This window comes from Mucilaginibacter robiniae (genome assembly GCF_012849215.1).
Taxonomy (GTDB): Bacteria; Bacteroidota; Bacteroidia; order Sphingobacteriales; family Sphingobacteriaceae; genus Mucilaginibacter; species Mucilaginibacter robiniae.
The window spans coordinates 4,118,473-4,142,062 of record NZ_CP051682.1 but is presented as its reverse complement, the minus strand read 5'-3'; the positions used below and the strand labels follow the sequence as shown (position 1 = coordinate 4,142,062).

Here is a 23,590-nt window from a genome sequence, read left to right as displayed (position 1 = left end):
ACTCAACAAATCGGATCTGAACTCAATTTGAGGAATTGCAGCTAGACATAGGGCAATTTACAAATAGCTTTAAAGTTTGTAATCTTGATTATGATAGTAAACAGTATTAGGAAAGCGCCACAGTAACTAATTACCTAACTATAATCCACATAACTATCTATCGCCAAACAACCAGGATTTAACTTTTAAATTTTCATCACTTTTGCTATTGCATGTTAAACTATCGTCAGCTATTATAGTCCTGCCTTTATTGCTCATTTAAACATTCCGGCAAGTTGTTTTGTTAATAGGGCGGTTTAGATGATTACGTTAAAGATTCGATTATGAAAAAATATTTCAGTAAAGAAGCATTCAAGAATGGAATAACCGTATTAAAAGCTGCTTTTAATGGGTTTATGGATGACCGTGCGTTAAAGTACAGTGCATCCTTAGCTTATTACACCATTTTCTCGTTAGCTCCACTCCTTTTGTTGATGATTTCGCTGGCTGGTATTTTCTTGGGGAAAGAAGCTATTCAGGGAAAAATCTTTTCTGAAATCAACGGATTGGTTGGCAATGAGGCTGCCAAGCAAATTCAAGATATGATTAAAAATCTGGAATTATCCGGTAAATCAACTTTATCAGTAATTATCGGGATTGTTACTTTGTTAATAGGTGCCACTTCCGTGTTCGGTGAAATACAAGACTCTATAAATATTATCTGGAAAGTTAAAGCGAAACCTAAACGGGGCTGGGTGAAATTGCTTAAAGACCGGTTGTTATCTTCTTCACTAATTATCACTTTAGGCTTTTTGTTGCTGGTATCCTTAGTGGTTAATGGCGCTTTACTGGCAGCAAGTGATGTATTAAAAAATTTCCTTCCAGATATTACTGTCATCATCTTTAACATCATTAATGTGGTTATTAGCTTTATCGTTATCACTATACTCTTCGGTGTAATTTTTAAAGTATTGCCCGACGTAAAAATTGGGTGGAAAGATGTTCGTTCAGGTGCAATATTTACGGCGGTGCTCTTTATGATCGGAAGATTCATTATCGGGATTTATATTGAAAAATCGGGTACCAGTTCAACTTATGGTGCAGCCGGCTCCCTGATTGTTATTTTACTATGGGTTTATTATACGGCTGCCATATTGTACTTTGGTGCAGAATTTACCAGAGCTTACGCCGATTTCTCGGGTGCCAAAATTGAACCGGCAGACTACGCCGTTCATGTGGAAGAGAAAGAAGCAGAGAAAGATGTAGATGTATTGCCACCACAACACAACATTGGAAAAAGCAGTTAAGAATAAAGGCTTTTGAGCAGTGCTCAAAAGCCTTTATTCTTATATAGGTGTAAAAACTAATTTGAACCGTCGTTAAAAGTTCTGTTCCCCGGCAAGCCACTCGGCTTGTTTAAACCAACTACTTGATAGCAAAATAGCTAGCGGTCGGTTTGCTTGCAATTTGTTAAGATAGCTTAATAATTTCTTTCACAAGAGGCTATGCACATAACACTAAGCCTCCAGGGTGTAAACCTTTAAACTCCCGCAACAGCCTGTTATATAAAGTTTGATTTGTTACAGCTACTTATAAATATGTAAACACTTCAATGACAATCTAAACCAACTGCAATCTCGTACAAGGGTCTAGCAATTAGCTGTTTAATGACAGCGAGTTACTGACCATTTCGACCTATATGATACTCTTTTGGAATAAATTGATTGGTGATAAAGCCAAATTTACTATTGAAGCCCGCATATTTCATTCCGTATGCCTGTTGGTGTTAATCGCTCTTGTAGTTAATGTACCTTACAACTACCTAATGGGTACGCGTAATTTAGCTATCGTGATGTTAGGCATTGTGTTAGGCGTTGTAGCCATTTATTATTCATCCAGAATTAAACTGTTGTACAATGCTTCTGTTATTGCGTTTCAGATATACAATAACCTGCTGCTTATTGCCATATACTATTATAACTCTGGCATTCACGGTCCATGTTATGGTATGTACATTGTGTCTTTCTTTATAGGAGTGATTATTGTACCCAAGAAGCAGTATTGGCTCTGGCTTCCACTTAATGTTCTTACTATTTTTGGTTTACTGTACTATGAAGCCACTCATCCTGGTTGGATTATAAACAGCTACCCAAATCCATCTGCCCGTTTTTTTGATTATGGTTTTACCTACATTTTTATTGCAGGAACCATTATGCTGGTGGCAGCATACATCAGGGAGGCACTCCATCAAGAACACACCCAAGTACAAGAGAAGGCTCAAACCTTGGAAGAAACCAATCGCACTAAAGACAAGCTTTTATCCGTATTAGCCCATGATCTTAAAGAACCATTAGCTTCTATACAGGGTTTTCTGGAACTACTTGCAAGTTACAAATTAGAAGAATCAGAACGTATTGACATTGAGCGGCAGCTGCTAAGTCGTACCAAGGACACTTCTTACCTGCTATCTAATGTATTAGCCTGGACTAAAGGACAAATGGCTGCTGTAGAAGTCAAATTATCATCTTTACACTTACAAAAAACATTAAGTAATACTCTCAAACTGGTTAAAGGTATAGCCGAAGAAAAACATTTGGAGTTTGAATACCACCTGAGCGATCGTATCTGCATTGTAGGCGACAAAGATTTAATGCAATTGATTATCCGCAACTTAGTAACCAATGCTATCAAATTCACATACTCTGGGGGTAAGATTGTAGTTAACACAGAAATTAAAGAAAACAAGTGCTTAATTATGGTAACCGATACAGGTTCTGGTATTCCTGTAAGCAAACAATCCAGCATTTTTTCGTTAGCTGCTCGCTCTACTTTCGGCACGCAAAAAGAAAAAGGTGCAGGTTTGGGCTTAGTTCTGTGTAAAGAGTTTACCGAACTGCAAGGCGGCCAAATAGGGTTCATCAGTAAAGAAAATATAGGCAGCACATTTTATGTGAGTATGCCGCTATGTCAAAACTTTGTAGCTGCACAGTTAGAAGACCGAGTTGAGTGTTAATGCCAAGTAGTTTAGTTAGCGCTTCTCTTTACGCTATAACTCTTGATACTTACACCTGGAGCAAAATCATCCTTTGTCGCCAGTCTGCTATACTAGGCTCTTTCCTTAGATGGGCAACCGTTCAGATAGAAACACGTATACATCACTTGACAATTAGAAGAAACCTTATTTATGTTACCTGCTTATTTTAAAAATACTTCTATATCGAAAAAGTTATACTTCTCTGTTGGCATTATGGCTTTCCTGATTATTGTAGAGCTATGTGCGCTCAGCTTTGCCTTGAGTACTCTTTCGGCCATAAGGGCTTTTGTGGGTGGTGAAGGTCTTTGGTCAAAAGCACAAAAAGATGCTACGCAGCATTTACGTCTTTATGCTTATTCAGGCAACGAAGATGATTACTATAGTTTTCAGCACTACCTTAAAGTGCCTTTGGGCGATGGTAAGGCCAGAGTGGCACTGGAAAAACCCGAACCAGATATTAGTTCTGCACGGCAGGGCTTACTGGAAGGCCGGAACCATCCTAATGATATAGATGGTATGATTAAGCTCATGCTTAGGTTTCATGACAATGCTTATTTGGCCCAAACTATCCATTATTGGACCCTAGCAGAAAATTCATTAAAAAAACTGATCCCACTAGCTAATCAACTTCACCAGGCTACCCGTGCTGGTACCTTAACTGAAGCGCAAAAAAACATATTCCGAAACAAGATAAATCAGATCAATGATGAGATTACGCCTATGGAAGATGGATTTTCTTTTACGCTGGGTGAAGGCTCGCGCTGGTTAGAAAACTGGGTACTCCGAATACTTGTGTCTCTCGCTTTAACCGTAGAAGTTACCGGCATTCTCATTGCTGTATCCGTAAGTCGCAGTATACAAAAAGGGCTTAGTGCCGTTGTTTCTGTTGCTGAAAGAATGGCAAAAGGCTTACTCGACCGCAGGGTTCAAGTATATTCAAGTGATGAGATCGGGCGGTTGGCTACAGCCTTCAATACGATGGCTGGTCATCTGGATGGCACTGTTTCCCAATTACAAGATTCGGAAACTAGGCTTCGTTCCTTTTTTGAAAGTTCAAGAGCTTGCCATGTTTTATTAGATAAAGAACTTAACATCAGCGCCTTCAATAAACCGGCTGTTGAATTTGCACGAAAGCATTGCAATCTTGAATTAAAACAGGGAATACCAGCTCATCAATGGGTGCAAACCGACCGGCTGTTAAGTTTTATGACCCATTGCGAAATGGCGATGGAAGGACAATTAGTTGAAATTGAGACAAAAATCATATACAGCAATGGCGAAAATATTTGGTGGTCGTTAATATTTGAGGGCGCTTGTAACACAGCCGGAGAAGTTATTGGTGTTTCTTATCATGCAACTGATATAACCCGTCGTGTGCAGCAGGAGCAAGAAATCAAAGCTCAGAATGAAACCCTAAAGCAAATTGCTTTTATACAGTCGCATGAAATGCGCAGGCCAGTTGCCTCCATATTAGGCTTGATAAACATTTTTGAAGTAGAAGATTACGTAGTAACGAAGGATGAATTGCTCCTGTTGAAAAAAGCTACAGAAGAATTAGACGCACAAATTCACAAAATTGTTGATGATATTAATTTTAAAACTGTTTAAAAGCATAAACGTACCAGCATCTGTAAACTAGAACAATTGCCCTTGCTCCATACCTGTACCCGATTGCACCTGCTGAAAAGTACGGATCATGCCGATAAGTTCTGCACCATACAGTGTAGCCTTTTGGGTTCCCACTCCTTTCATGCTGCCTAAAGCTTTTAGTGTAGCTGGTAATCGTTCAGCGATAACCTTCAGCGTTTTTTCGGTTAATACCATGTTCGGCATTACTTTTTCCATAACTGCCCGCTTTTCCCGCCATTCTATAAATTGCAAAAACAACTTTTCGTTTACAGGTGCACTTAATGCTATCAGGAAAGAACGCTCGTGGGTTTTTAGACTGCTTTGAACAAGAGTTAAATAAGTATTGGTACTAAACGGTTGTATAGAAAAAGCTTCCATTAAACGAACACGATTCATCAGCCAAACCATCAACCGGTCGGCCTTGGCGGCGATATCTTTTGACGTTCCGATCAGTTCGGGCAACTGGCGGTATAAATCTTCTATAGCTAGCCGTAACTTTTCCAGAAAATAGGATGCGGCTTGCTGGCTGCGCTCGGATTTCAATTGCCGTACAAATTTTTCGGCAACTTCTGTAACTTCTTTTTGTAAATCGGGCAACAAGCCTTCAAAGCTTTGTAGCAGAGTTTTCAATTCGCTAAGATTAAACAGTTCGGTTAACAAAAATAACTGATAACGTTCTCTGTCATGATTTAACCTGCTTTGATCGGGCTGCAAAGCTTTTGCCTGTTCATTAAATCGGGCAACAGCTGGATCTCCTATAATATTAGCTGCCATAATTGGATTGCGCAACACCATGCCACTTAAGCTTCGGCAACGGCTTAACGCTACATAAGCTTGCCCGTGTGTAAACGCCTCACTTACATCAATAATGGCCTGATCAAAGCTAAGTCCCTGGCTTTTATGAATAGTTATGGCCCAAGCCAACTTTAAAGGAACTTGTGCAAAGCTACCTGCCTTGGTTTCTGCGATGGCTTCACCCTCTAACTCGTATTTTACGTTGGTCCATTCTACAGCCTCAACAACAATTTCGTGGTCGTCCTCGCCGCACTGTACAAAAACAGTACTGCCGGCAATGTTGGTTACCTTTCCGATCTTTCCATTGTAATAACGCTTTTCGGCCGAACCATCATTTTTGACGAACATAACCTGCGAGCCAATTTTGAGCTTTAAACCCGTATCTGTTGGATAGGCATCTTTAGGAAACTCTCCACTAATGGTGGCGCTAAATTCATACTCCTGTCCAGCTAAAGCTTCCAAAAGTTCCTGATTTATTTTTTGTGCTATACCGTTATGGGTAGTTAGTGTGATATAGTTATCTACTGTAGTCGGGCGAAAATCCGGGATGTATCTGGCATTCAGCAGAGATAGGTTTTCGGCACTCACCTGCTGATTGCGAACTTCATTTAAAATATCAACAAACGCCTGTTCCTTTTGACGATATACATGCTCCAGTTCAATGCGCACGTAAGGCGTTTTTTGCAGAACCAGTGAACTGAAAAAGTAGGGCGTTGTATAGTAAGGCCGCAAAATACTCCATTCTTCCTCTCGGATCACGGGGCTAAGCTGTGAAAGATCACCAATAAGCAATAGTTGCACACCACCAAAAGGATAAGCTGAACCTTTAATATTTCTTAAAATTAAATCTATATGGTCTAATACATCTGGCCGCACCATACTGATTTCATCCACTATTAACAGCTCCAGACTAGCCAGCAATCCCTTCTTTTCTACATTGTAGTGCAGTTCAGGCTGTTCAATGCCGCCAGGCACTAATGGGCCAAATGGTAATTGAAACAACGAGTGAATGGTCATGCCGCCGGCATTAATGGCAGCTACACCTGTGGGTGCCACAACCGCCAGCTTTTTAGGCAGCTGCTTTCTAATTTGTTGTAAAAAAGTAGTTTTACCAGTACCCGCTTTACCCGTTAAGAAAACCACCGTGTTGGTAGATTCCAGGTAATCATATGCCAACTGCATTGTAGGATTAAACTCACTCATCTCAGTTGCAATGTTACTATAATCTCTAAGATTTAACGATACTAAAACGTATAAGCTGCATTATCAAAATAGAGGAAACAAAAAAGCCCCACATGTATGCTTGATTGAGATTGGCTGATTTGCAAATCTGAGATATAGTAAAAAAACTTAAATTACTCAAGTTAGAATTACTAACTGCTATTCAGTAATGTTAGGAATTGAATTGTATATTCGGTAATTATGACAGATTGGGAGCCTATATCGTTACATGAACTTCTTGATAAAATTCAAAAGACAGAAATAGATTTAAAAGATGAACTGTGGAACTTTTGGCAATTAATCAAAGTTTATCCAACCAAATGGATAGAAAAAGAATATGGTGGCAAAGGCGGTGGATTTTGGATTGTTGCAATCTGTGGAACAAAAGTTATCTGGTATAATGATATTGAAGAAGGCTTTAACATTTCAGAATATAAAACCTTCGGCGAAATAAAACAATATGTTTCCAATCAGGATAAGCTAAGCTGGCCTGTAATTCAGTTATTTAACTTAGTTAAGTTTAGCAGCAATGATACCAGTCAAGCAGAACCATAAAAAAAGTTAATATAACAAAAAAGCCTCTCATTTTCATGAAAGGCTTTTGGGTAAATGATGGGGCTCGAACCCACGACCCTCAGAACCACAATCTGATGCTCTAACCAACTGAGCTACATCTACCGTTTGGAGAGTGCAAAAGTATAAATATCCTTACTATTTGCAAGCTATTTTTTTAAAAAAATTATCGCTAGTGCCCGACACTAAATTCCTATCATTGCAGCTGAAATTATGATGATTGAAATTTTTACTGATGGGGCATCAAGCGGCAATCCGGGTCCGGGTGGCTATGGCGTAGTGTTACGTGCCGGTCAGCATTACAAAGAGTTGGCCGAGGGTTTTCGTAAAACTACCAATAACCGTATGGAACTGTTGGCGGTAATTAAAGGTCTGGAAGCCTTGAAAAGTCTTAATCAAACGGTAACTATCTATTCTGATTCAAAGTATGTAGTAGATGCTATTGAAAAGCGGTGGGTACATGGCTGGTTGCAAAAAGGCTTTAAAGACAAAAAGAACAAAGATTTATGGCTGCGCTACCTGGAAGTAAGCAAACTTCACCAGATACGTTTTGTATGGGTAAAAGGCCATGCTGGTCATCCTGAAAATGAGCGTTGCGACCGCTTAGCGGTAGCAGCATCTCAACAAAGAGAGTTGCTCATTGATACGGTGTTTGAAGTAGAAAACAGCAAGCTGGGTTAGTTACCCTTTGTTCCTAATTCTATTACTTGCAAATCGTGTATTTTATCTGCGGTGATACTGAACTTCATCAAGGTTTTGACTTTATGCCAGCCCTGCTTACCGGCAGCACCAGGATTTAAATGCAGACAACTAATTTTCTTATCGTACATTACCTTTAAAATATGAGAGTGCCCGGTAATGAATAGCTGTGGTGGATTGGCGTAAATTTCAGCCCGAACTTCCGGATTATATTTACCTGGATAACCGCCAATGTGCGTGATCCAAACATCTACCTGTTCGCACATAAAACGTAGGTTTAAGGGGTAGATTTGCCGTATGTCTTGTCCGTCGATATTACCATATACGCCACGCAGGGGTTTGAAGGCAGCTAATTGGTCAGCCAGTTCAAGGGTGCCAAAATCGCCAGCGTGCCATATTTCATCACAATCAGCAAAATGCTTAAATACGGCGTCATCCAGGTAACCGTGCGTATCAGAAAGTAAACCAATGCGAATCATTTTAGAATATAGAATGAAGCTTACAGTACAAAAGGGTTAATTTAAAATATAGTAAAAAAGCTTTGCAGTAATTGTTTGTACTGGTTGCTGTATTGTTTAGGAGCATCGTAGATAATGAACCTAGTATTTAACAATTCAATTGCCTCTGCTCCTATTACTAATATTTCACGGTGAGCTGCCGAATGCGGATAAGAGCCTATATTAATTATTTGCTGCAAATGTAAACCGCATTGTTGAACTAAGTCTTTCACCAATGCCGAAGTTTGCAACGGCAGTATCAGCCATAAGGTACCTTTTGGCTTTAAATGCAAGCTGCATTGCTGTATTAACTGGTGGAAAAAACTATTACCGGCATGTTTAGCCAGGGTTTTGGCTTCGGCAGGCGAATGCAACGATTGTATATAAAACGGCGGATTAGAAACAATTAAGTCATACTGCTTATCTGGGAACTTGGTAAAGTATTCCTGAAAACTTACCGGAGCCAGCTGTAAACGATCAGTATAAGGCGAATGCCTGAGGTTAGTGGTGGCGGTTTGTGCAGCACTTTCATCCATTTCAACGCCAGTAATAGAAGCTTGGATAAATCGCTGAGCCAGCATTAAGGCGATGACACCAGTGCCGGTACCAATATCTAATATTTCAGCATTAGATATGGTTTCCGCCATAGCACCCAGCAGTACACCATCGGTATTAATTTTCATGGCGCAGCCGGTTTGGTCAACACTAAACTGCTTGAATTGGAATATTTCAGGCATTAGTTATCGCTGATAAATTTCCAGCGGCAAACCATCAGGGTCTTGAAAGAAGGTAAACTGTTTGCCGGTACACTCATCTATCCGGATAGGCTCAACAGCTACGCCCAAGTTGGTAAGATGTTGAACTGCCTCTGCTACATCATCAACTTCAAAAGCTAAGTGACGTAAGCCTGTGGCTTCGGGGCGTGAAGACCGTGCGGCAGGCTCAGGAAATGAAAAAAGCTCGATCTGGTATTGCGCGGCAACTTCCAGATCAAGCTTGTATGATTTTCTTTCGGCACGATAAACTTCCTGAACAATAGTTAAACCTAATACTTCCGTATAAAACTGTTTCGATTTGGCATAATCGGAACAGATAATAGCTACGTGATGTATGCGGTTTAACTTTAACATTATTCGCCTAAAGTTACATGCAGTACGTTATCGTAAACCAGTTTAATATCGGTGATGTTGCCAAACAAAGCTTCATCCACAAACAGATTGCCGTGGCTGGCTACGGTACCCAACAGAGTATAATCTGTATCACAAGTAGCCATCATTTCCACAAAGCGGTCTTGATCTTCAGGTGATACACTTACCACTACCCTGCCCTGTGCTTCGCCAAACAGGAAAGCATCTTTACGGATTTCACTATCTGTAGCAATGTCAAAACCTAAACCCAACGGCATAGAGGCTTCCAACAGGGCAATGTACAAACCACCATCCGCTATGTCATGAGCAGACTGGATAGCTTTATGTTTAATTAGTTCTTTTACCACCTGCTGCATGGCATATTCTTTTTCCAGATCGAAATATGGCGCTGGTGCAGCCTGAATTTTATGGTAAGATGCTAAATATTGCGATGATGCAATATCATTTTGTGATTCACCAATCAGATAAATAAAATCGCCCGGCTGTTTGAAATCAGCCGTCATGATATTATCAATATTATCCAGTACGCCCAGCATACCAATAGTTGGTGTCGGGAACACCGGACCTTCATCTGACGATTGGTTGTAAAAACTTACGTTACCGCCAGTAACCGGTGTATCAAACCTGCGACAGGCTTCGCCCATACCTTTAATAGCGCCTACAAACTGCCAGAATACTTCAGGCACATAAGGGTTGCCAAAGTTTAAGCAGTTGGTAATCGCTACCGGTTCGCCACCAGCGCAGGTAATGTTACGAGCAGCCTCGGCTACTGCAATAGCGCAACCTTTTTGCGGATCGGCGTTTACATAACGTGAGTTACAATCTACTGTCAGGGCAATAGCTTTATCAGTTCCTTTTACCGCCACTACAGCAGCATCACATGGTCGATTAGTAGTCATGGTAGCCGTACCCACCATAGAATCGTATTGGTCGGTTACCCAACGTTTAGAAGCTATATTCGGGTGTGCTATTAAATGCTCGGCCACGTCTTTTAAATCGTCGGGTACGGACACATCGTTAATGTTGAATTTCTGGTATTCTTGGTAGTAAGCCGGTTCGCGGTATTCGCGGTCATAAACCGGGGCACCACCACCCAGCACCAAATCTTCGGCAGGTACATCAGCAACCTGTTCACCGTTCATATAGTACACCAGGCGTTTCGTATCAGTTACCTCACCTATCTGTACGCAGTTCAAATCCCATTTATCGAATACGGCTTGTACGTCGGCTTCACGGCCTTTTTGTACCACAATCAGCATACGTTCTTGTGATTCAGAAAGCAGAATCTCGTAAGGCTTCATGTTTTCTTGGCGCATAGGTACTTTATCCAAGTCGATGCGCATACCATGTTCACCTTTAGCCGACATTTCAGAGTTTGAGCAGATAATACCTGCCGCACCCATATCCTGCATACCAATTACAGCACCAGTCTGGATAACTTCCAGCGTAGCTTCCAGCAATAGTTTTTCCTGGAATGGATCACCTACTTGTACAGCAGGTAAATCATTTACCGAATCTTCGGTAATATCTTTTGAGGCAAAAGCAGCACCATGAATACCATCTTTACCGGTAGATGAACCTACGATGTAAACCGGGTTACCTACGCCGTATGAGGTAGCTGAAACAGTTTCCCCTGCTTTAACAATACCGGCCGACATGGCATTTACCAGTGGGTTAACGTTATAGCATTCATCAAAAAACAATTCGCCACCTACGGTTGGTATACCGAAAGCATTACCGTAATCGCCAATGCCTTTTACTACACCTTTTACCAACCATTTGGTACGATCAAGGCTCAGGTCACCAAAACGCAATGAGTTTAGTTGCGCAATTGGTCGAGCTCCCATGGTGAAAATATCACGATTGATACCACCTACGCCGGTAGCAGCACCTTGGTAAGGCTCTAAGGCCGAAGGGTGATTGTGTGATTCTATTTTAAAGGCGCAGCCAATACCATCGCCCAGGTCAACCAAACCAGCGTTTTCTTCGCCTGCCTTGGCCAGCATACGTGAACCATCGCGGGGTAAGGTTTTTAGCCACTTGATGGAGTTTTTGTACGAGCAGTGCTCGCTCCACATAACGGAGAAGATGGATAATTCGGTAAAGTTAGGCGTACGTCCTAAAATTTCTTTGATACGTTCAAACTCTTCGGGTAATAATCCTAAATTTTTTGCCGTATCAACGGTAGTTAAATCGTTTTGCTCCACAATATGGGTGTTTTGATGGATGAAAGCCCAAAATTAGAAAAATGCTGTTAATGCCAGCAGGTAAATGTTCATTTTTCATTTGAACGTACGTCATCTGTCCATTTTAACTATGCCGTTTATACTACCTTGTTTCAAGTGTTCATCTTTTGAGCATGAATAGAATGAACACCATAAACCCTAATAACTGCGCAATGTAACTTTCTTCAAGCATACCTAAGATACTTACCGGTGTTACATGTTACAGAGTGTAACACCCTGTAACACTGCCAAACCATTGGCAGTGGTGGCAACGGTTTGTCAGTAAATGATATAGTTTGGTTATTTTAAGCTTAATGTACGCTTAAATAAGCCAGCCTTGAAGATTGAGTACTCTATTGAAATGACTGCGTAATATTCACTACTGAACAATGGTTTACCCTGCTAGGTTATCTTGATCCAACTCCTCTTTAGGCTCCCAAAGCTCAATCATATTACCTTCCGGGTCGAGTACATGAACGAATTTACCATAGTCATATTCCGCAATTTCATCAACAATGGTTACGTTAGCCTTTTTTAATTCATCTACCAGTGCAACGATATTTTCTACCCGGTAATTAATCATGAACGGCTTGGTTGAAGGATTAAAATATGGAGTATTCTGCGGGAATGTGCACCAGGTTGTAGATCCTTTTATGGAAGGATCATCGGCCTGCCGCCACTCGAACGTTGTTCCATATTCACTAGCAGCTATTCCCAAGTTTTTAGCATACCAATCGTTCATACTCTGCGGATTATCGCATTTAAAGAATATACCACCAAGGCCGGTTACTTTTTTCATTTTTTACAGGTTGTAAGGTTAAAGTTCGATATAATGAAACGGAGGCTAATACTGTACATCATTTTAGCAGTTCATACCTTATAAATGATTACAGATTAATCAAGTACTTATTTGTGTACCATCTCTGAAGCAATTTCTGTTAATTTTCAGAAATCACCAAACCTATTTTCTATTTAACTAGGGTTATTTCAAACAGTTGCAAGTATTCGTACCAACAACCTATAAGCATTTATGTAAAACCGTATTAACATACTTAAGGTACTATCATCAAACAACAAAAGCGCCTATGTGCGCTTCTGTTGTTTGATAATAAGGATTAGAAAATTATTGATTAAGTTGAAATACAATAGGTACTGTAAACTTAACCCTAACCGGACGGCCATTTTGCATACCGGGCTTCCAGGCAGGTGCTTTTTTCAACACCCGTAAAGCTTCAGCATCCAGTTCGGTAGCCACGCCTTTTAATATATTGATATCAGTTAAATGGCCATCTTTTTCTACCACAAAGCTTACCAACACGCGGCCTTGGTTTTCGGTGTCCGGATAGCGTAAGTTGCGTTGTAAAAATTTACTCCAGGCATCGCTGCCGCCAATGGGTTCTGGCAATACATCTACACCGTTTATCTCGTAAGGTGTGTTATCAGCTGTTTCTGTACCAGTACCTGTTGTGGTAGTGGTTACACCAGGCGTACCTGTGGTTGTGTTCTGTACTGTTGCTTTACCATCTCCGGCATTATCTACCTGCCCTATGACTTTATCTTTTAGTTCGCTGATAGTTGGCGGCTCATTAGTTACCGGATCATTAGTGACCAATGGCACTTTAAACGCCTTTACAGCAACATTAGGTGCTGCCTGTGCCGTAGCTGGTTTAATTATACTTTTTGGTGGATGTTCATGGTTGATAACTGCTTCTTTCGGCTTCTCCTTTTTAATTTCAGGCCGAGAAATGTAAGGTGTAATAGTTACCACGGTTTGAATATCCTTGTCTACTGTTTTATGCTTGAAAACAATACTCAACGAAACTGCTGCCACTGTAATACCGACCATTGTGGCGGCTAAAGCTTTCAGCATGTTGTCGCCATAGTGTACCCTTAGGTCATAAGCGCCGTAGTTTTTGTTTTTGTCGGCAAATACAAGATCGAGCCACTCGCGCTTGTATAAATCAAATTTTACAATATCCATAATATTAGAATTTAATTTTGTTTACAATACATATTTAAGAATTATATTCTAAATAATAGAATTTATCTAATTTTTGTTTTGCTATAACCTTGTAATATCAATCAAGTAGAAGCTTGACAAACATTTCACTTAGAATGTTAAGATTATATTAAGAAGTACCACTTGCAATTATTTTACATTAAACTTTTCTAATTCGCCCTGTATTTATGCACTTATTTATATTTTTGCTGCGAATTTTTCAATAAATCAGCTAAAAAGATGTCAAACATTCGTTTTCAAGCTTTACAATCTGTTTTAACGCGGATAATTCCTGAAGTTAAAACACCGGGAACCAAAATTTCCGATTATTATGCCGCCAACGTTTTCGACAAAAAGAAAATGCGGGAATATGTATCTAAAGAAGCTTACCAAAGTCTTATTAACTCGATTGATAACGGCGAGCCGATTGCACGTGACGTTGCCGAGCAGGTAGCTTCAGCGATGAAAGCTTGGGCTATGAGCAAAGGCGTTACTCACTATACACACTGGTTTCAACCACTTACCGGCACTACTGCCGAAAAGCATGATGCTTTTTTCGAGCCAACTGCTGATGGTGCTATTGAAAAATTTAGCGGCGATGCGTTGGCTCAGCAAGAGCCTGATGCTTCCAGCTTCCCGAATGGTGGTATTCGCAACACTTTTGAAGCCCGTGGTTATACCGCTTGGGATCCTTCATCACCAGCTTTCATCATGGGCCCTACGCTGTGTATCCCAACGGTATTTGTTTCTTATACCGGTGAAGCGCTCGATTACAAAGTGCCCCTGTTAAAAGCATTAAATGCTTTAGACAAAGCTGCGGTTGAAGTTTGCCATTACTTTGATAAAAGCATTGAAAAGGTAAATGCATCATTAGGTATTGAGCAGGAATACTTCCTGGTTGATTTGGCTTTATTTAATGCTCGCCCGGATATGTATTTAACCGGCCGTACTTTATTTGGTCACATGTCGGCTAAAAACCAGCAATTGGAAGACCACTACTTTGGTTCAATTCCAGGTCGCGTTTTTGCTTTCATGCAGGATTTTGAAACTGAAGCCTTATTATTAGGTATTCCGTTAAAAACCCGCCACAATGAGGTAGCCCCATCGCAATTTGAGTGTGCGCCAATTTATGAAGAAATCAACCTGGCTATTGACCATAACCAATTGCTGATGGATGTTATGGACCGTGTTGCCCGCAAGCATAATTTCAAAGTGTTGTTACACGAGAAGCCTTATGCCGGTGTAAATGGTTCTGGTAAACACAACAACTGGTCGATGATTACCAATACTGGTAAAAACTTGTTATCGCCAGGTAAAACGCCTAAGAACAACCTGATGTTCCTGACGTTTTTTGCTAATACCATTAAAGCGGTACATGAGCATGCCGATTTGCTACGCGCTTCTATTGCTTCTGTAAATAATGATCACCGTTTAGGTGCCAACGAAGCGCCGCCGGCCATTATCTCTATCTTCCTGGGTAGCCAATTGAACGAGGTACTGGATGAGATTGAAACTTCACGCATCAGCAAAAAATCAAAAGATGAAGCTTTGCTGTGGCAGAACATCCCTAAAATCCCGCAGATTTTAAAGGACAACACCGACCGTAACCGTACTTCACCTTTTGCCTTTACCGGTAACAAATTTGAGCTGCGCGCCGTAGGTTCATCCGCCAACTCTGCTTCACCCATGACTATCCTGAACCTGATTGTAGCCGATCAGTTAACCAAGTTTAAACTTGAGGTAGATAAGCTGATTAAAAAAGGTGAAAAGAAAGATGTGGCTTTATTAACCATCATCAAAAAATACATTAAAGAATCTAAAGCTATCCGCTTTGAAGGTAACGGTTACAGCAGCGAATGGGAAACTGAAGCCGCTAGCCGTGGTCTATCCAACATCAAAACTACACCTAAAGCGTTAGATGCGTTGGTAACTGAAAAAACCGAGAACTTATTTGAAGCTACTGTTGTATTCAGCAAACGTGAAGCTCATGCCCGTCATGAAGTTTTGTTAGAGGAATACTACAAAAAACTACAAATTGAAGCTCGTGTAATGGGTGAGCTGGTAAACAGTTTAATCATTCCGGCTGCGGTCACTTACCAAAGCAAATTGGTTGAAAATGCCAAAGGCTTGAAAGATTTAGGTTTGGACGAAAGCACTTACTCAGCGCAGTTAGACATTATCAAGAAAATTGCCGAGCACGTTAACTTCATCAAATCAAATGCCGACCAAATGGTAGAAGCAAGAAAATCTGCCAACGGTATTGAAGACGCCCGTGAAAAGTCGATTGCTTATGATGAAACCGTTAAATCGTTCTTTGACCCTATCCGCTACCATGTAGATAAATTGGAGCAATTGGTAGATGACTCGTTATGGCCTTTGCCAAAATTCAGAGAGTTGTTGTTTATTAAATAACACACCTTGCTTAACATAACAAAGCCTCTGCTAAGACAGCAGAGGCTTTCTTGTTTAAAATTAGCCGTTAGTTGCCTGTATATTCTGGTTAGTTAAACCCCTCCCAGCCATTGCGCTGTCCAGCCGCACCCCTCCCCAAGGAGGAATTTGTAAGTAAAACTTAATGCAAGCACAATAAGCTTGTAACAAAATTTTTCGGCAACCTAATGTTGGTATCTCTTTTTAGCAATTCAATTATTTTGCTTTCAATGCTTTTAAGCACATTCAACCTGGCATATTTAACATCAGCCTCGCTAAATCGTAAAAAACTTACACCAAAGCTTTCTAGTTTTTGGTGTAAGTTTCGTCTTTTATAAAAGCAATCTCATTGTGGTGTGACAATCCGTCAATTTCAATAGCTAACATTAAATCCTTGCAGTAAAAATCAACTATATAATTATCCAAGCAACGTTGTCTATCAAAATCAAAACCCAACATCTTATCTTATTTTAGTTCATTCCATAGCAACACCTCGCCATAAGTCATATCCTTACACAGTTTACGTGCTAGAGCCTTTAATTCGGGATTACAAGGAATGATCTTGACCGTAAACAATTATTGAGCATAAACAAAAACATCCCTCCCTAGGGAGAGGTGCGGTTGGATAACGCGATGGCTGGGAGGGGTTAATTAGCTATTAACTAAATATGATAATTACTAACCAGCTATCATCAGTAACTTACCGAGCAAAAATATCTGTTTGCTTGTGCTGCTGAATGAACACTTGCCGATATTGCGTAAGCAAGGCCGACTTTGAAATAAAACCTACAAACTGGCCGTTTTTCACAACCGGAAGCTGCCATACATCCAACGCATCAAAAGTATCCATTACACTATTTACCGGCTGGTTGTACTCAATTACAGCAGGTGGCAGTATCATCAAATCAGATATACAAGCATTGGCTTTCTGCGAATCAAATAACTGCTTCCGTATCAAATCCATTAATACTACACCCTCCAATTTACCACTACCATCTACTACCGCATAAATATTAGCGTTACCACCTGATAGTACTTTAATAAAATCAGGCAAGGCCATATCTTTATTTACAGTAGTGTACTGGGTATTAATCACATTATCCAGGCTAATGGCATTTAGCATGCTATAGTCCTGATCGGGGCTGATGTTCTTTTCATGAATCAGTGTGTGCCAGTACATGTTGTGCGGATTAAACGCTCTGGCTATGATATATGATATAGCCGACACAATCATGAGCGGAATGAAGAGTACATAGCCTCCGGTTATTTCAGCAATCAAAAATATAGCAGTAAGCGGAGCATGCAATACACCGCTCAAAGCACCGGCCATACCCACTGCTATAAAGTTACTGGTGTTTAAATGAATCAGCCCGGTTTGATTGATACCATAGGCCAAAAACAAACCTAAAAAAGCACCGGTAAACATAGTAGGCGCAAACGTACCGCCATTACCGCCCGAACCCAAGGTAATACCGGCTGCTACTACTTTAATTAATACCAAAGCCGCAATAAAGGCAATCATGAAAACTGGTTGTGATAGCCAATTGCCATATAAACACTCTTCTTTTAAAACCTCTATGTTGCCGTTTAAAACCTCCTGTAGGTAATGGTAGCCCTCGCCTAGCATGGGTGGAAATAACAAAATAATCAATCCCAGCAGTAAACCACCAGCTAATGCGCGTATGTAGCGGTTGTATTTAAGAAAGATACCTTTCTCTAACTTATCAGCTACTTTAGTAATATACACGGCAGTTAAACCACTTAATACTCCTAACATGGCATAAAAAGGTAAAGCTTGTATCAGCCAACCTTCTGTTATTAAATGAAACAACTGTCTTGAATGTAATGCCTTCCCTACCACTACCCCGGTAGCTGATGCAATTAGCAACGGAATAAACGTAGGTATCGTAATTTCACCAATCAGAATTTCCAATGAAAACAGCACACCGGCGATTGGACTGTTAAACACAGCTGCTATACCAGCAGCAGCGCCAGCAGCCAGCAATACCGTTTTCTCGTAAGCGCTCAGTTGAAAGAAACGGCCCACATTGGAACCAATAGCCGCTCCGGTACTTACAATTGGCGCTTCCAAACCCGACGAGCCTCCGAAGCCCACAGTTAGAGAACTGGTAATTAAATGAGAGTACACATTGTTAAAGCCAATATTAGCTTTATCTTTTTTTATGCTAAGCAAGATGTTGCCTATCCCTTTGGCTATACGGTCACGGTTAATCAGGTGCTGATAAACTACGGTAAACAATATACCCAATGCCGGCAGGAAAACATAAATGAAATGATATGGCAAGTTGAGGGCAATATTTCGGCTTACCTCTTCCATTACATGAACCAGATATTTAAGAGCAACGGCAGCCAAGCCGCCCATTAAGCCTACAAAAACACTGCAATAAATTAAGAAGTTCCGCTGGCTTTTTTGTTTGAGGCGCCAGTTGGTAATATATGGTAATGGATTCTTCATGGTAAATAAAGTACACTAAAGCAACAAGAACGCAAAGTAACGATTTTACTGCCTAAAGCTAATGCTAACACCTATATTTGACCATGATTTCACAGCAAAGATATGATCAGCGAGGCGTATCCGCTTCCAAAGATGATGTACATAACGCTATCCGGAATATTGACAAAGGACTATTTCCTAAAGCATTTTGCAAAATTGTGCCTGATATATTAAGCAACGATCCTGCGTACTGCAATATTATGCATGCTGATGGTGCGGGCACCAAATCATCTCTGGCTTATACGTACTGGAAACAAACACATGACCTTTCGGTTTGGCGCGGTATTGCTCAAGATGCAATTATTATGAATTTGGATGATTTGCTGTGTGTGGGTGCTACCAACAACATTCTGCTGTCATCAACCATAGGTCGTAATAAAAACCTGGTACCCGGCGAAGTGATTGCAGCTATCATTAACGGTACAGAAGAAATTCTAGAAGAACTACGCAGCTCTGGTATTGGTATTTATTCAACTGGCGGCGAAACAGCCGATGTGGGCGATTTAGTACGCACCATTATTGTGGATTCTACCGTAACCTGCCGCATGAAACGCGATGAGGTCATATCAAACGACCGTATTCAGGCTGGCGATGTAGTGGTAGGCTTAGCCTCTTACGGGCAGGCTAACTATGAGCATGAATATAATGGCGGCATGGGTTCTAACGGTTTAACTTCAGCCCGTCATGATGTATTCAATAAAACTATAGCCAATCAGTTTCCGGAAAGCTTCGACCCGGCGGTACCCGAAGATCTGGTATTTTCAGGGAGCAAGCAGCTAACCGATTTAGTTGATATTGGCAATGGTCAAACTATAACTGCTGGCAAACTCGTGCTCTCACCTACCCGCACCTACGCGCCGGTAATTAAAGCGATACTTGATTCTTACCGCAGCCAGATACATGGTATGGTACATTGTAGCGGTGGCGCGCAAACCAAGGTGCTTCACTTTATTGAAGGGCTGCATGTGGTTAAAAACAACTTATTCCCGGTACCTCCATTATTCAAATTGATACAGCAAGAATCGGGTACTGATTGGCAGGAAATGTACAAGGTGTTTAACATGGGCCACCGTATGGAGCTGTATGTGCCTGAAAGCATTGCCGCCGAACTGATTCAGATTTCGAAAAGCTTTGGCATTGATGCGCAAGTTATTGGCCATGTTGAAGCTGCCGAAAAGAAGCAGGTAACTGTACAATCAGAATTTGGCGAGTTTATTTATTAGTAACTATTGAAATCAATCTACTTTCTAAAGATTTCTTCTTAAATAAAAAAGCCCGGCTTGTTAAACAAGCCGGGCTTTTTTTATGGCAGCAGTTACGTTTAGAAGCTGTAACGTGCACTGATTTGACCTCTCCAACGAGAAGCAAAATCATTAATGTTGTATGGTCTTAAAGTACCATTAATAGTTTGGAACTTAGTTTTGTCAAAAGTAAAAGTTGGATTAACAGTTTGTGATACTACGTTGAATAAGCTTACATATTGGTTGCTTAAGTAGTATGCATTACCCCATTTTTTATTTAACAGGTTAGTTACGTTCAAGATATCAGCTGTAACTGATAAAGCATGATTTTTGTAAACTTTAAACTCTTGGCTAAGCTTTAAATCAAAGTGATTTTCCCAAGGCATACGGTCAGCGTTACGCAATGAGTTAGTACCTAGGTGTTCTCTCAAATATTTGTTAGAACCAGCGAAAGCTAAGAAATCTGCCCATTGTTGTGCTGGAGTAACAGTAGCACCATTAACAGTAAGGTTAACAAATTGAGCTTGGCTTAAAGAAGATGGAATGTAAGCTAAGTTAGCAGCACTTGAGCTGGTAGTAGCATCATCACCAGTTACGTTTTTGCTATACAGGTATGAGAAAACCTGACCAGACTGACCAGTATAAACCAAACCTACAGTAGTTGCTAAATGGTTGTGAGCATAAGTAAACCTTTTAGAGATATAACCAATAACTCTTGATCCTGGATCATAGTTCGATCTTGCTAAATCTAGGTTATTCAAACCATTTACGTTATAAGCAAAACGCCAGTTGCTAATCGCTGTTGAGCTGGTACCATCGTTCAATGAAGTTGAACGACCGAAAGTATAAGCCAACATACCAGACCATCCATGGCTCATTGGCTTCTGGATTTGCGCAGTTAGGTTATATGCATAACCTTTGCTGGTGTTAGTTAAATAAATAACATCCGTATAGCTGTTATTGATACGGGTAAAATTGTAGAACGGACGAGTTGTACCACCAATGTTAACTTTGGTTGGAGTAGCATTCACGTTTAAGTTCTGATAAGAAATATCGTTAATCTTTTTAGTGTATAAACCTTCCAAAGTACCAATCAAGCCCCAGAAACCTAATTTCTGATCAACCGCGATGTTACCACGAACAGTTTGAGTAAACTTAAAGTTTTTGTCAGTCAAGTCAATTTCGCTGGCAGCATTGCTGGCACCTAACTGAGCACCCAAGTGCGGATCGCTAGGATTGTAGTTGAAAGAAACAGTTGATAATTTAGGGTTGGTAGCTGCACCTGCAGAAAACTTAGTGATCGTAACACCAGTACCACCATATTGATTAGAAACCCATACAAACGGAACACGACCGGTAAACAAGCCAATACCACCACGTACTTGAGTGCTGGCATCACCGTTTACATCCCAGTTAAAGCCTACACGTGGTGCAAACAACGGGGTAGATTTAGGCGCCTGATTAGTTTTCACACCATATTGCTGTGCAATAGCAGTAGCATTAAATGCAGTGTTTTCAGCAGGATCATTCAAAAATACAGGTAAGTCAACACGTACGCCGTAAGTCAACTTGAACTTGTCGCTCATGCTCCATACATCTTGTGCGTATGCGCTTAACTGTGTTGCTTTCAAAACCTGGTTGGCATTATCGTTACCGCCAGCATTTGAGTAGTAAGCACTGTAGCTTGTAGGTGCTAAGTTTGATTCAAATTGAGCTATAGAGTTGTAGCGGTATGAACCATAGTAGTACTGAATAAATACATTGTTTGATTTATACAATAAGTTATCAGTACCGAAGGTAAAGGTATGATGGTTTTTGTATAAAGTAAAGTTATCAGTTAAAGTCCAGGTATCCTGGTTCAGGCTGTTTCTAACTGATGAACCGTCACCACCAAAATAGTAGCTTAGGTTATTATCCAAAATGTACACTGCAGGAAAATCAGAAGTAGATCTTTTATCGCGGGTTGCAGTGTAAGTTAAACGCAATACGTTTGATGCACTATTGCTGAAAGATGAATTTAACTCAGCTACTGAAGTGTTGGTTTTGGTTTTGAAAGTATAAGCGTTGCTGCCAAAAGTAATAGATGATGCACTACGGCTAATTACATCATTAGTACCATCAGTATAGCTGTGGCGCAAAGTTAATTTGTGCTTATCGCTGATGTTCCAGTCGATACGACCAAACCCGTAGTGTGAACCTTGAGTTTTGTTAACATTACCGTAGCTATCGCCAATATCAAAATTGTATTTGTTCAATACAAAATCATGCAGTTGTTGCAGCGTTGTTGTGCTAAAGTTTGAACCTGAACCACTTTGAGCAGGGTCAAAATTCAATGGAGTGCTGTTGTCGATTCTTTCATAGTTACCAAAGAAGAACAATTTGTTTTTGATGATTGGGCCACCAAAGCTTGCACCATAAGTTTTATTTCTGAAAGTTTGGTATTTTAAACCAGTAGTTACGCTTTTACCAATAAAATTTTGGTTTTGCAGGTAACCATACAAGGAACCATGAAATTGGTTAGTACCACTCTTGGTAACCGCATTCATACCACCACCAGTAAAACCACCTTGAGTAACGTCATAAGGAGCAAGTACTACCTGTAACTCTTGAATAGACTCCAAAGGAATAGGGTTTGCACCAGCCTGACCACCGTTGGTACCAGAACCAGCCAAACCAAATACGTCATTGCTTGTAGCACCATCTATCGTAAACTGATTGTACTTATTGCTTTGACCGGCAAACTCCATACCTACCGCAGAACCGTCAGATGAACTGGTTCTTGAAATACTTTGAGGAGTTAAACGGGCAAAATCCTGAATGTTACGGTTAACAGTTGGTAAACTTTGTAATTGCTGCAAAGACACGTTGGTTGACGGACCGGTTCTTTCCGCACTAATTACACTACCTTTTTTGGTAGCTTTTACATTTACTTCAGCCAGTGATTTACCTTCCTCAGCTAAAACGGCATCAATTTTTACCGGCGTACCTAAAGTAACATACAGGTTGTCAAATCTACGTGCAGTAAAACCTACGAAAGTTACTGTTACTGTAAACGGACCGCCTGGCTTAACGTTAGGAATAACAAACTGGCCATTGGCCCGGCTCACTGTACTGTACTTTGTACCAGTTGGTACATCCAGCGCTACAATGGTAGCACCGGGCAGTGTTTCGCCTTTTGCATCCCTAACTACACCCGTTAACTGACCTGTGGTAATCTGTGCAAAAGCACCCACAGCTGTAAACAGGATAAGAAATAAGAGAAGTAAATTTTTTCTCATGCTTGTTTTGTGTTTAATGAAACGTTTAAATTGTTTTAAAATTCAACGCAAATATAGATAATGTGTTGATTTTGAATGTTAAGTTATTGTTAACAATTGCCAATATTTTTTAACAATCACCTATTTTAATGTTAACATTTCCAAAATGCTTACTCAAAATTACAATGCTGTTAATTTTCGGGTACTTACTACCATATTTTGTGTGGTTTTTTCCCCAACTCATGTAAAATGACTTTATAGTGTTAGTTGCACTTACAAGCAGCAGGCTATATTTTTTATTGTTTCAGGCTTTTTATTTAGCTTTGGCGTCGAACGAAAGAAATACAA

The 23,590-nt window shown here is 40.4% G+C and carries 17 protein-coding genes and 1 tRNA gene; 7 read left to right on the top strand and 11 right to left on the bottom strand.

The window, feature by feature from the left end:
* Window positions 1-323: 323 nt before the first annotated feature.
* The 3 genes from HH214_RS18170 to HH214_RS18160 all read left to right on the top strand — a co-directional run bounded on the left by HH214_RS18170 (window position 324) and on the right by HH214_RS18160 (window position 4,621).
* Window positions 324-1,286: a YihY/virulence factor BrkB family protein gene (locus HH214_RS18170; protein WP_169610041.1), complete on the top strand. Its 963-nt coding sequence runs from the start codon at window positions 324-326 to the stop codon at window positions 1,284-1,286.
* A gap of 392 nt (window positions 1,287-1,678) precedes the next feature.
* Window positions 1,679-2,992, top strand: coding sequence for a sensor histidine kinase (locus HH214_RS18165; protein ID WP_169610039.1), 1,314 nt, complete (start codon window positions 1,679-1,681; stop codon window positions 2,990-2,992).
* 171 nt (window positions 2,993-3,163) lie between these two features.
* Entirely contained in the window at window positions 3,164-4,621 is a 1,458-nt protein-coding gene (locus HH214_RS18160; protein WP_169610037.1) for a HAMP domain-containing protein, read from the top strand.
* A gap of 27 nt (window positions 4,622-4,648) precedes the next feature.
* On the opposite strand, the gene HH214_RS18155 is transcribed toward HH214_RS18160, so the two are convergent.
* Window positions 4,649-6,640, bottom strand: a complete 1,992-nt coding sequence (locus HH214_RS18155; RefSeq protein ID WP_169610035.1) for an HRDC domain-containing protein — start codon at window positions 6,638-6,640, stop codon at window positions 4,649-4,651.
* Window positions 6,641-6,859: 219 nt separating this feature from the next.
* Here HH214_RS18155 and HH214_RS18150 point away from each other — a divergent pair, with 219 nt between their 5' ends.
* Entirely contained in the window at window positions 6,860-7,213 is a 354-nt protein-coding gene (locus tag HH214_RS18150) for a hypothetical protein (RefSeq protein ID WP_169610033.1), read from the top strand.
* Window positions 7,214-7,262: 49 nt separating this feature from the next.
* Here HH214_RS18150 and HH214_RS18145 read toward each other — a convergent pair.
* Window positions 7,263-7,336, bottom strand: a tRNA-His gene (locus tag HH214_RS18145).
* Window positions 7,337-7,447: 111 nt separating this feature from the next.
* On the opposite strand from HH214_RS18145, the gene rnhA reads away from it, so the two are divergent.
* Complete coding sequence (rnhA, locus tag HH214_RS18140; protein ID WP_169611208.1) at window positions 7,448-7,912, top strand: ribonuclease HI; 465 nt, start codon at window positions 7,448-7,450, stop codon at window positions 7,910-7,912.
* Here the strand turns inward: rnhA and HH214_RS18135 are convergent.
* The 6 genes from HH214_RS18135 to HH214_RS18110 all read right to left on the bottom strand — a co-directional run bounded on the left by HH214_RS18135 (window position 7,909) and on the right by HH214_RS18110 (window position 13,781).
* Window positions 7,909-8,409, bottom strand: a complete 501-nt coding sequence (locus HH214_RS18135; protein WP_169610031.1) for a metallophosphoesterase family protein — start codon at window positions 8,407-8,409, stop codon at window positions 7,909-7,911. The two genes, rnhA and HH214_RS18135, sit on opposite strands and share 4 nt — an antisense overlap.
* 41 nt (window positions 8,410-8,450) lie before the next feature.
* Window positions 8,451-9,164, bottom strand: coding sequence for a tRNA1(Val) (adenine(37)-N6)-methyltransferase (locus HH214_RS18130; RefSeq protein ID WP_169610029.1), 714 nt, complete (start codon window positions 9,162-9,164; stop codon window positions 8,451-8,453).
* A 3-nt stretch (window positions 9,165-9,167) separates the two neighbouring features.
* Window positions 9,168-9,557: an SMU1112c/YaeR family gloxylase I-like metalloprotein gene (gloA2, locus tag HH214_RS18125; protein ID WP_169610028.1), complete on the bottom strand. Its 390-nt coding sequence runs from the start codon at window positions 9,555-9,557 to the stop codon at window positions 9,168-9,170.
* Window positions 9,557-11,782, bottom strand: coding sequence for a phosphoribosylformylglycinamidine synthase subunit PurL (gene purL, locus HH214_RS18120; protein ID WP_169610026.1), 2,226 nt, complete (start codon window positions 11,780-11,782; stop codon window positions 9,557-9,559). Before purL ends, gloA2 begins: the two co-directional genes overlap by 1 nt.
* Before the next feature lie 412 nt (window positions 11,783-12,194).
* Complete coding sequence (locus HH214_RS18115; protein ID WP_169610023.1) at window positions 12,195-12,599, bottom strand: VOC family protein; 405 nt, start codon at window positions 12,597-12,599, stop codon at window positions 12,195-12,197.
* Between the two features lie 324 nt (window positions 12,600-12,923).
* Entirely contained in the window at window positions 12,924-13,781 is an 858-nt protein-coding gene (locus HH214_RS18110; protein WP_169610021.1) for an energy transducer TonB, read from the bottom strand.
* 258 nt (window positions 13,782-14,039) lie between these two features.
* Here HH214_RS18110 and HH214_RS18105 point away from each other — a divergent pair, with 258 nt between their 5' ends.
* Window positions 14,040-16,211 (top strand): glutamine synthetase III family protein, encoded by a 2,172-nt coding sequence (locus HH214_RS18105; protein ID WP_169610019.1) that lies wholly within the window; start codon window positions 14,040-14,042, stop codon window positions 16,209-16,211.
* A 324-nt stretch (window positions 16,212-16,535) separates the two neighbouring features.
* Here the strand turns inward: HH214_RS18105 and HH214_RS22350 are convergent, their stop codons facing one another.
* Window positions 16,536-16,688 carry an endonuclease domain-containing protein gene (locus HH214_RS22350; RefSeq protein WP_211166248.1) on the bottom strand — a complete coding sequence of 51 codons (153 nt, stop codon included), beginning with the start codon at window positions 16,686-16,688 and terminating at the stop codon, window positions 16,536-16,538.
* A 241-nt stretch (window positions 16,689-16,929) separates the two neighbouring features.
* Window positions 16,930-18,705, bottom strand: a complete 1,776-nt coding sequence (locus tag HH214_RS18095; RefSeq protein WP_169610017.1) for a chloride channel protein — start codon at window positions 18,703-18,705, stop codon at window positions 16,930-16,932.
* 83 nt (window positions 18,706-18,788) lie between these two features.
* On the opposite strand from HH214_RS18095, the gene HH214_RS18090 reads away from it, so the two are divergent.
* Window positions 18,789-19,967, top strand: a complete 1,179-nt coding sequence (locus HH214_RS18090; RefSeq protein WP_211166247.1) for an AIR synthase related protein — start codon at window positions 18,789-18,791, stop codon at window positions 19,965-19,967.
* Window positions 19,968-20,065: 98 nt separating this feature from the next.
* On the opposite strand, the gene HH214_RS18085 is transcribed toward HH214_RS18090, so the two are convergent.
* Entirely contained in the window at window positions 20,066-23,263 is a 3,198-nt protein-coding gene (locus tag HH214_RS18085) for a TonB-dependent receptor (RefSeq protein WP_169610015.1), read from the bottom strand.
* Between the last annotated feature and the right edge of the window lie 327 nt (window positions 23,264-23,590).

What these genes read in the sequence shown, in the direction of transcription:
- HH214_RS18085 (WP_169610015.1), bottom strand. Translation starts at nt 23,263, where the DNA reads ATGAGAAAAAATTTACTTCTCTTATTTCTTATCCTGTTTACAGCTGTG.
- HH214_RS18115 (WP_169610023.1), bottom strand. Translation starts at nt 12,599, where the DNA reads ATGAAAAAAGTAACCGGCCTTGGTGGTATATTCTTTAAATGCGATAAT.
- HH214_RS18130 (WP_169610029.1), bottom strand. Translation starts at nt 9,164, where the DNA reads ATGCCTGAAATATTCCAATTCAAGCAGTTTAGTGTTGACCAAACCGGC.
- HH214_RS18105 (WP_169610019.1), top strand. Translation starts at nt 14,040, where the DNA reads ATGTCAAACATTCGTTTTCAAGCTTTACAATCTGTTTTAACGCGGATA.
- HH214_RS18110 (WP_169610021.1), bottom strand. Translation starts at nt 13,781, where the DNA reads ATGGATATTGTAAAATTTGATTTATACAAGCGCGAGTGGCTCGATCTT.
- HH214_RS18160 (WP_169610037.1), top strand. Translation starts at nt 3,164, where the DNA reads ATGTTACCTGCTTATTTTAAAAATACTTCTATATCGAAAAAGTTATAC.
- HH214_RS18155 (WP_169610035.1), bottom strand. Translation starts at nt 6,640, where the DNA reads ATGAGTGAGTTTAATCCTACAATGCAGTTGGCATATGATTACCTGGAA.
- HH214_RS18165 (WP_169610039.1), top strand. Translation starts at nt 1,679, where the DNA reads ATGATACTCTTTTGGAATAAATTGATTGGTGATAAAGCCAAATTTACT.
- gloA2 (WP_169610028.1), bottom strand. Translation starts at nt 9,557, where the DNA reads ATGTTAAAGTTAAACCGCATACATCACGTAGCTATTATCTGTTCCGAT.
- HH214_RS18135 (WP_169610031.1), bottom strand. Translation starts at nt 8,409, where the DNA reads ATGATTCGCATTGGTTTACTTTCTGATACGCACGGTTACCTGGATGAC.
- HH214_RS18095 (WP_169610017.1), bottom strand. Translation starts at nt 18,705, where the DNA reads ATGAAGAATCCATTACCATATATTACCAACTGGCGCCTCAAACAAAAA.
- HH214_RS22350 (WP_211166248.1), bottom strand. Translation starts at nt 16,688, where the DNA reads ATGTTGGGTTTTGATTTTGATAGACAACGTTGCTTGGATAATTATATA.
- HH214_RS18170 (WP_169610041.1), top strand. Translation starts at nt 324, where the DNA reads ATGAAAAAATATTTCAGTAAAGAAGCATTCAAGAATGGAATAACCGTA.
- HH214_RS18150 (WP_169610033.1), top strand. Translation starts at nt 6,860, where the DNA reads ATGACAGATTGGGAGCCTATATCGTTACATGAACTTCTTGATAAAATT.
- rnhA (WP_169611208.1), top strand. Translation starts at nt 7,448, where the DNA reads ATGATTGAAATTTTTACTGATGGGGCATCAAGCGGCAATCCGGGTCCG.
- HH214_RS18090 (WP_211166247.1), top strand. Translation starts at nt 18,789, where the DNA reads ATGATTTCACAGCAAAGATATGATCAGCGAGGCGTATCCGCTTCCAAA.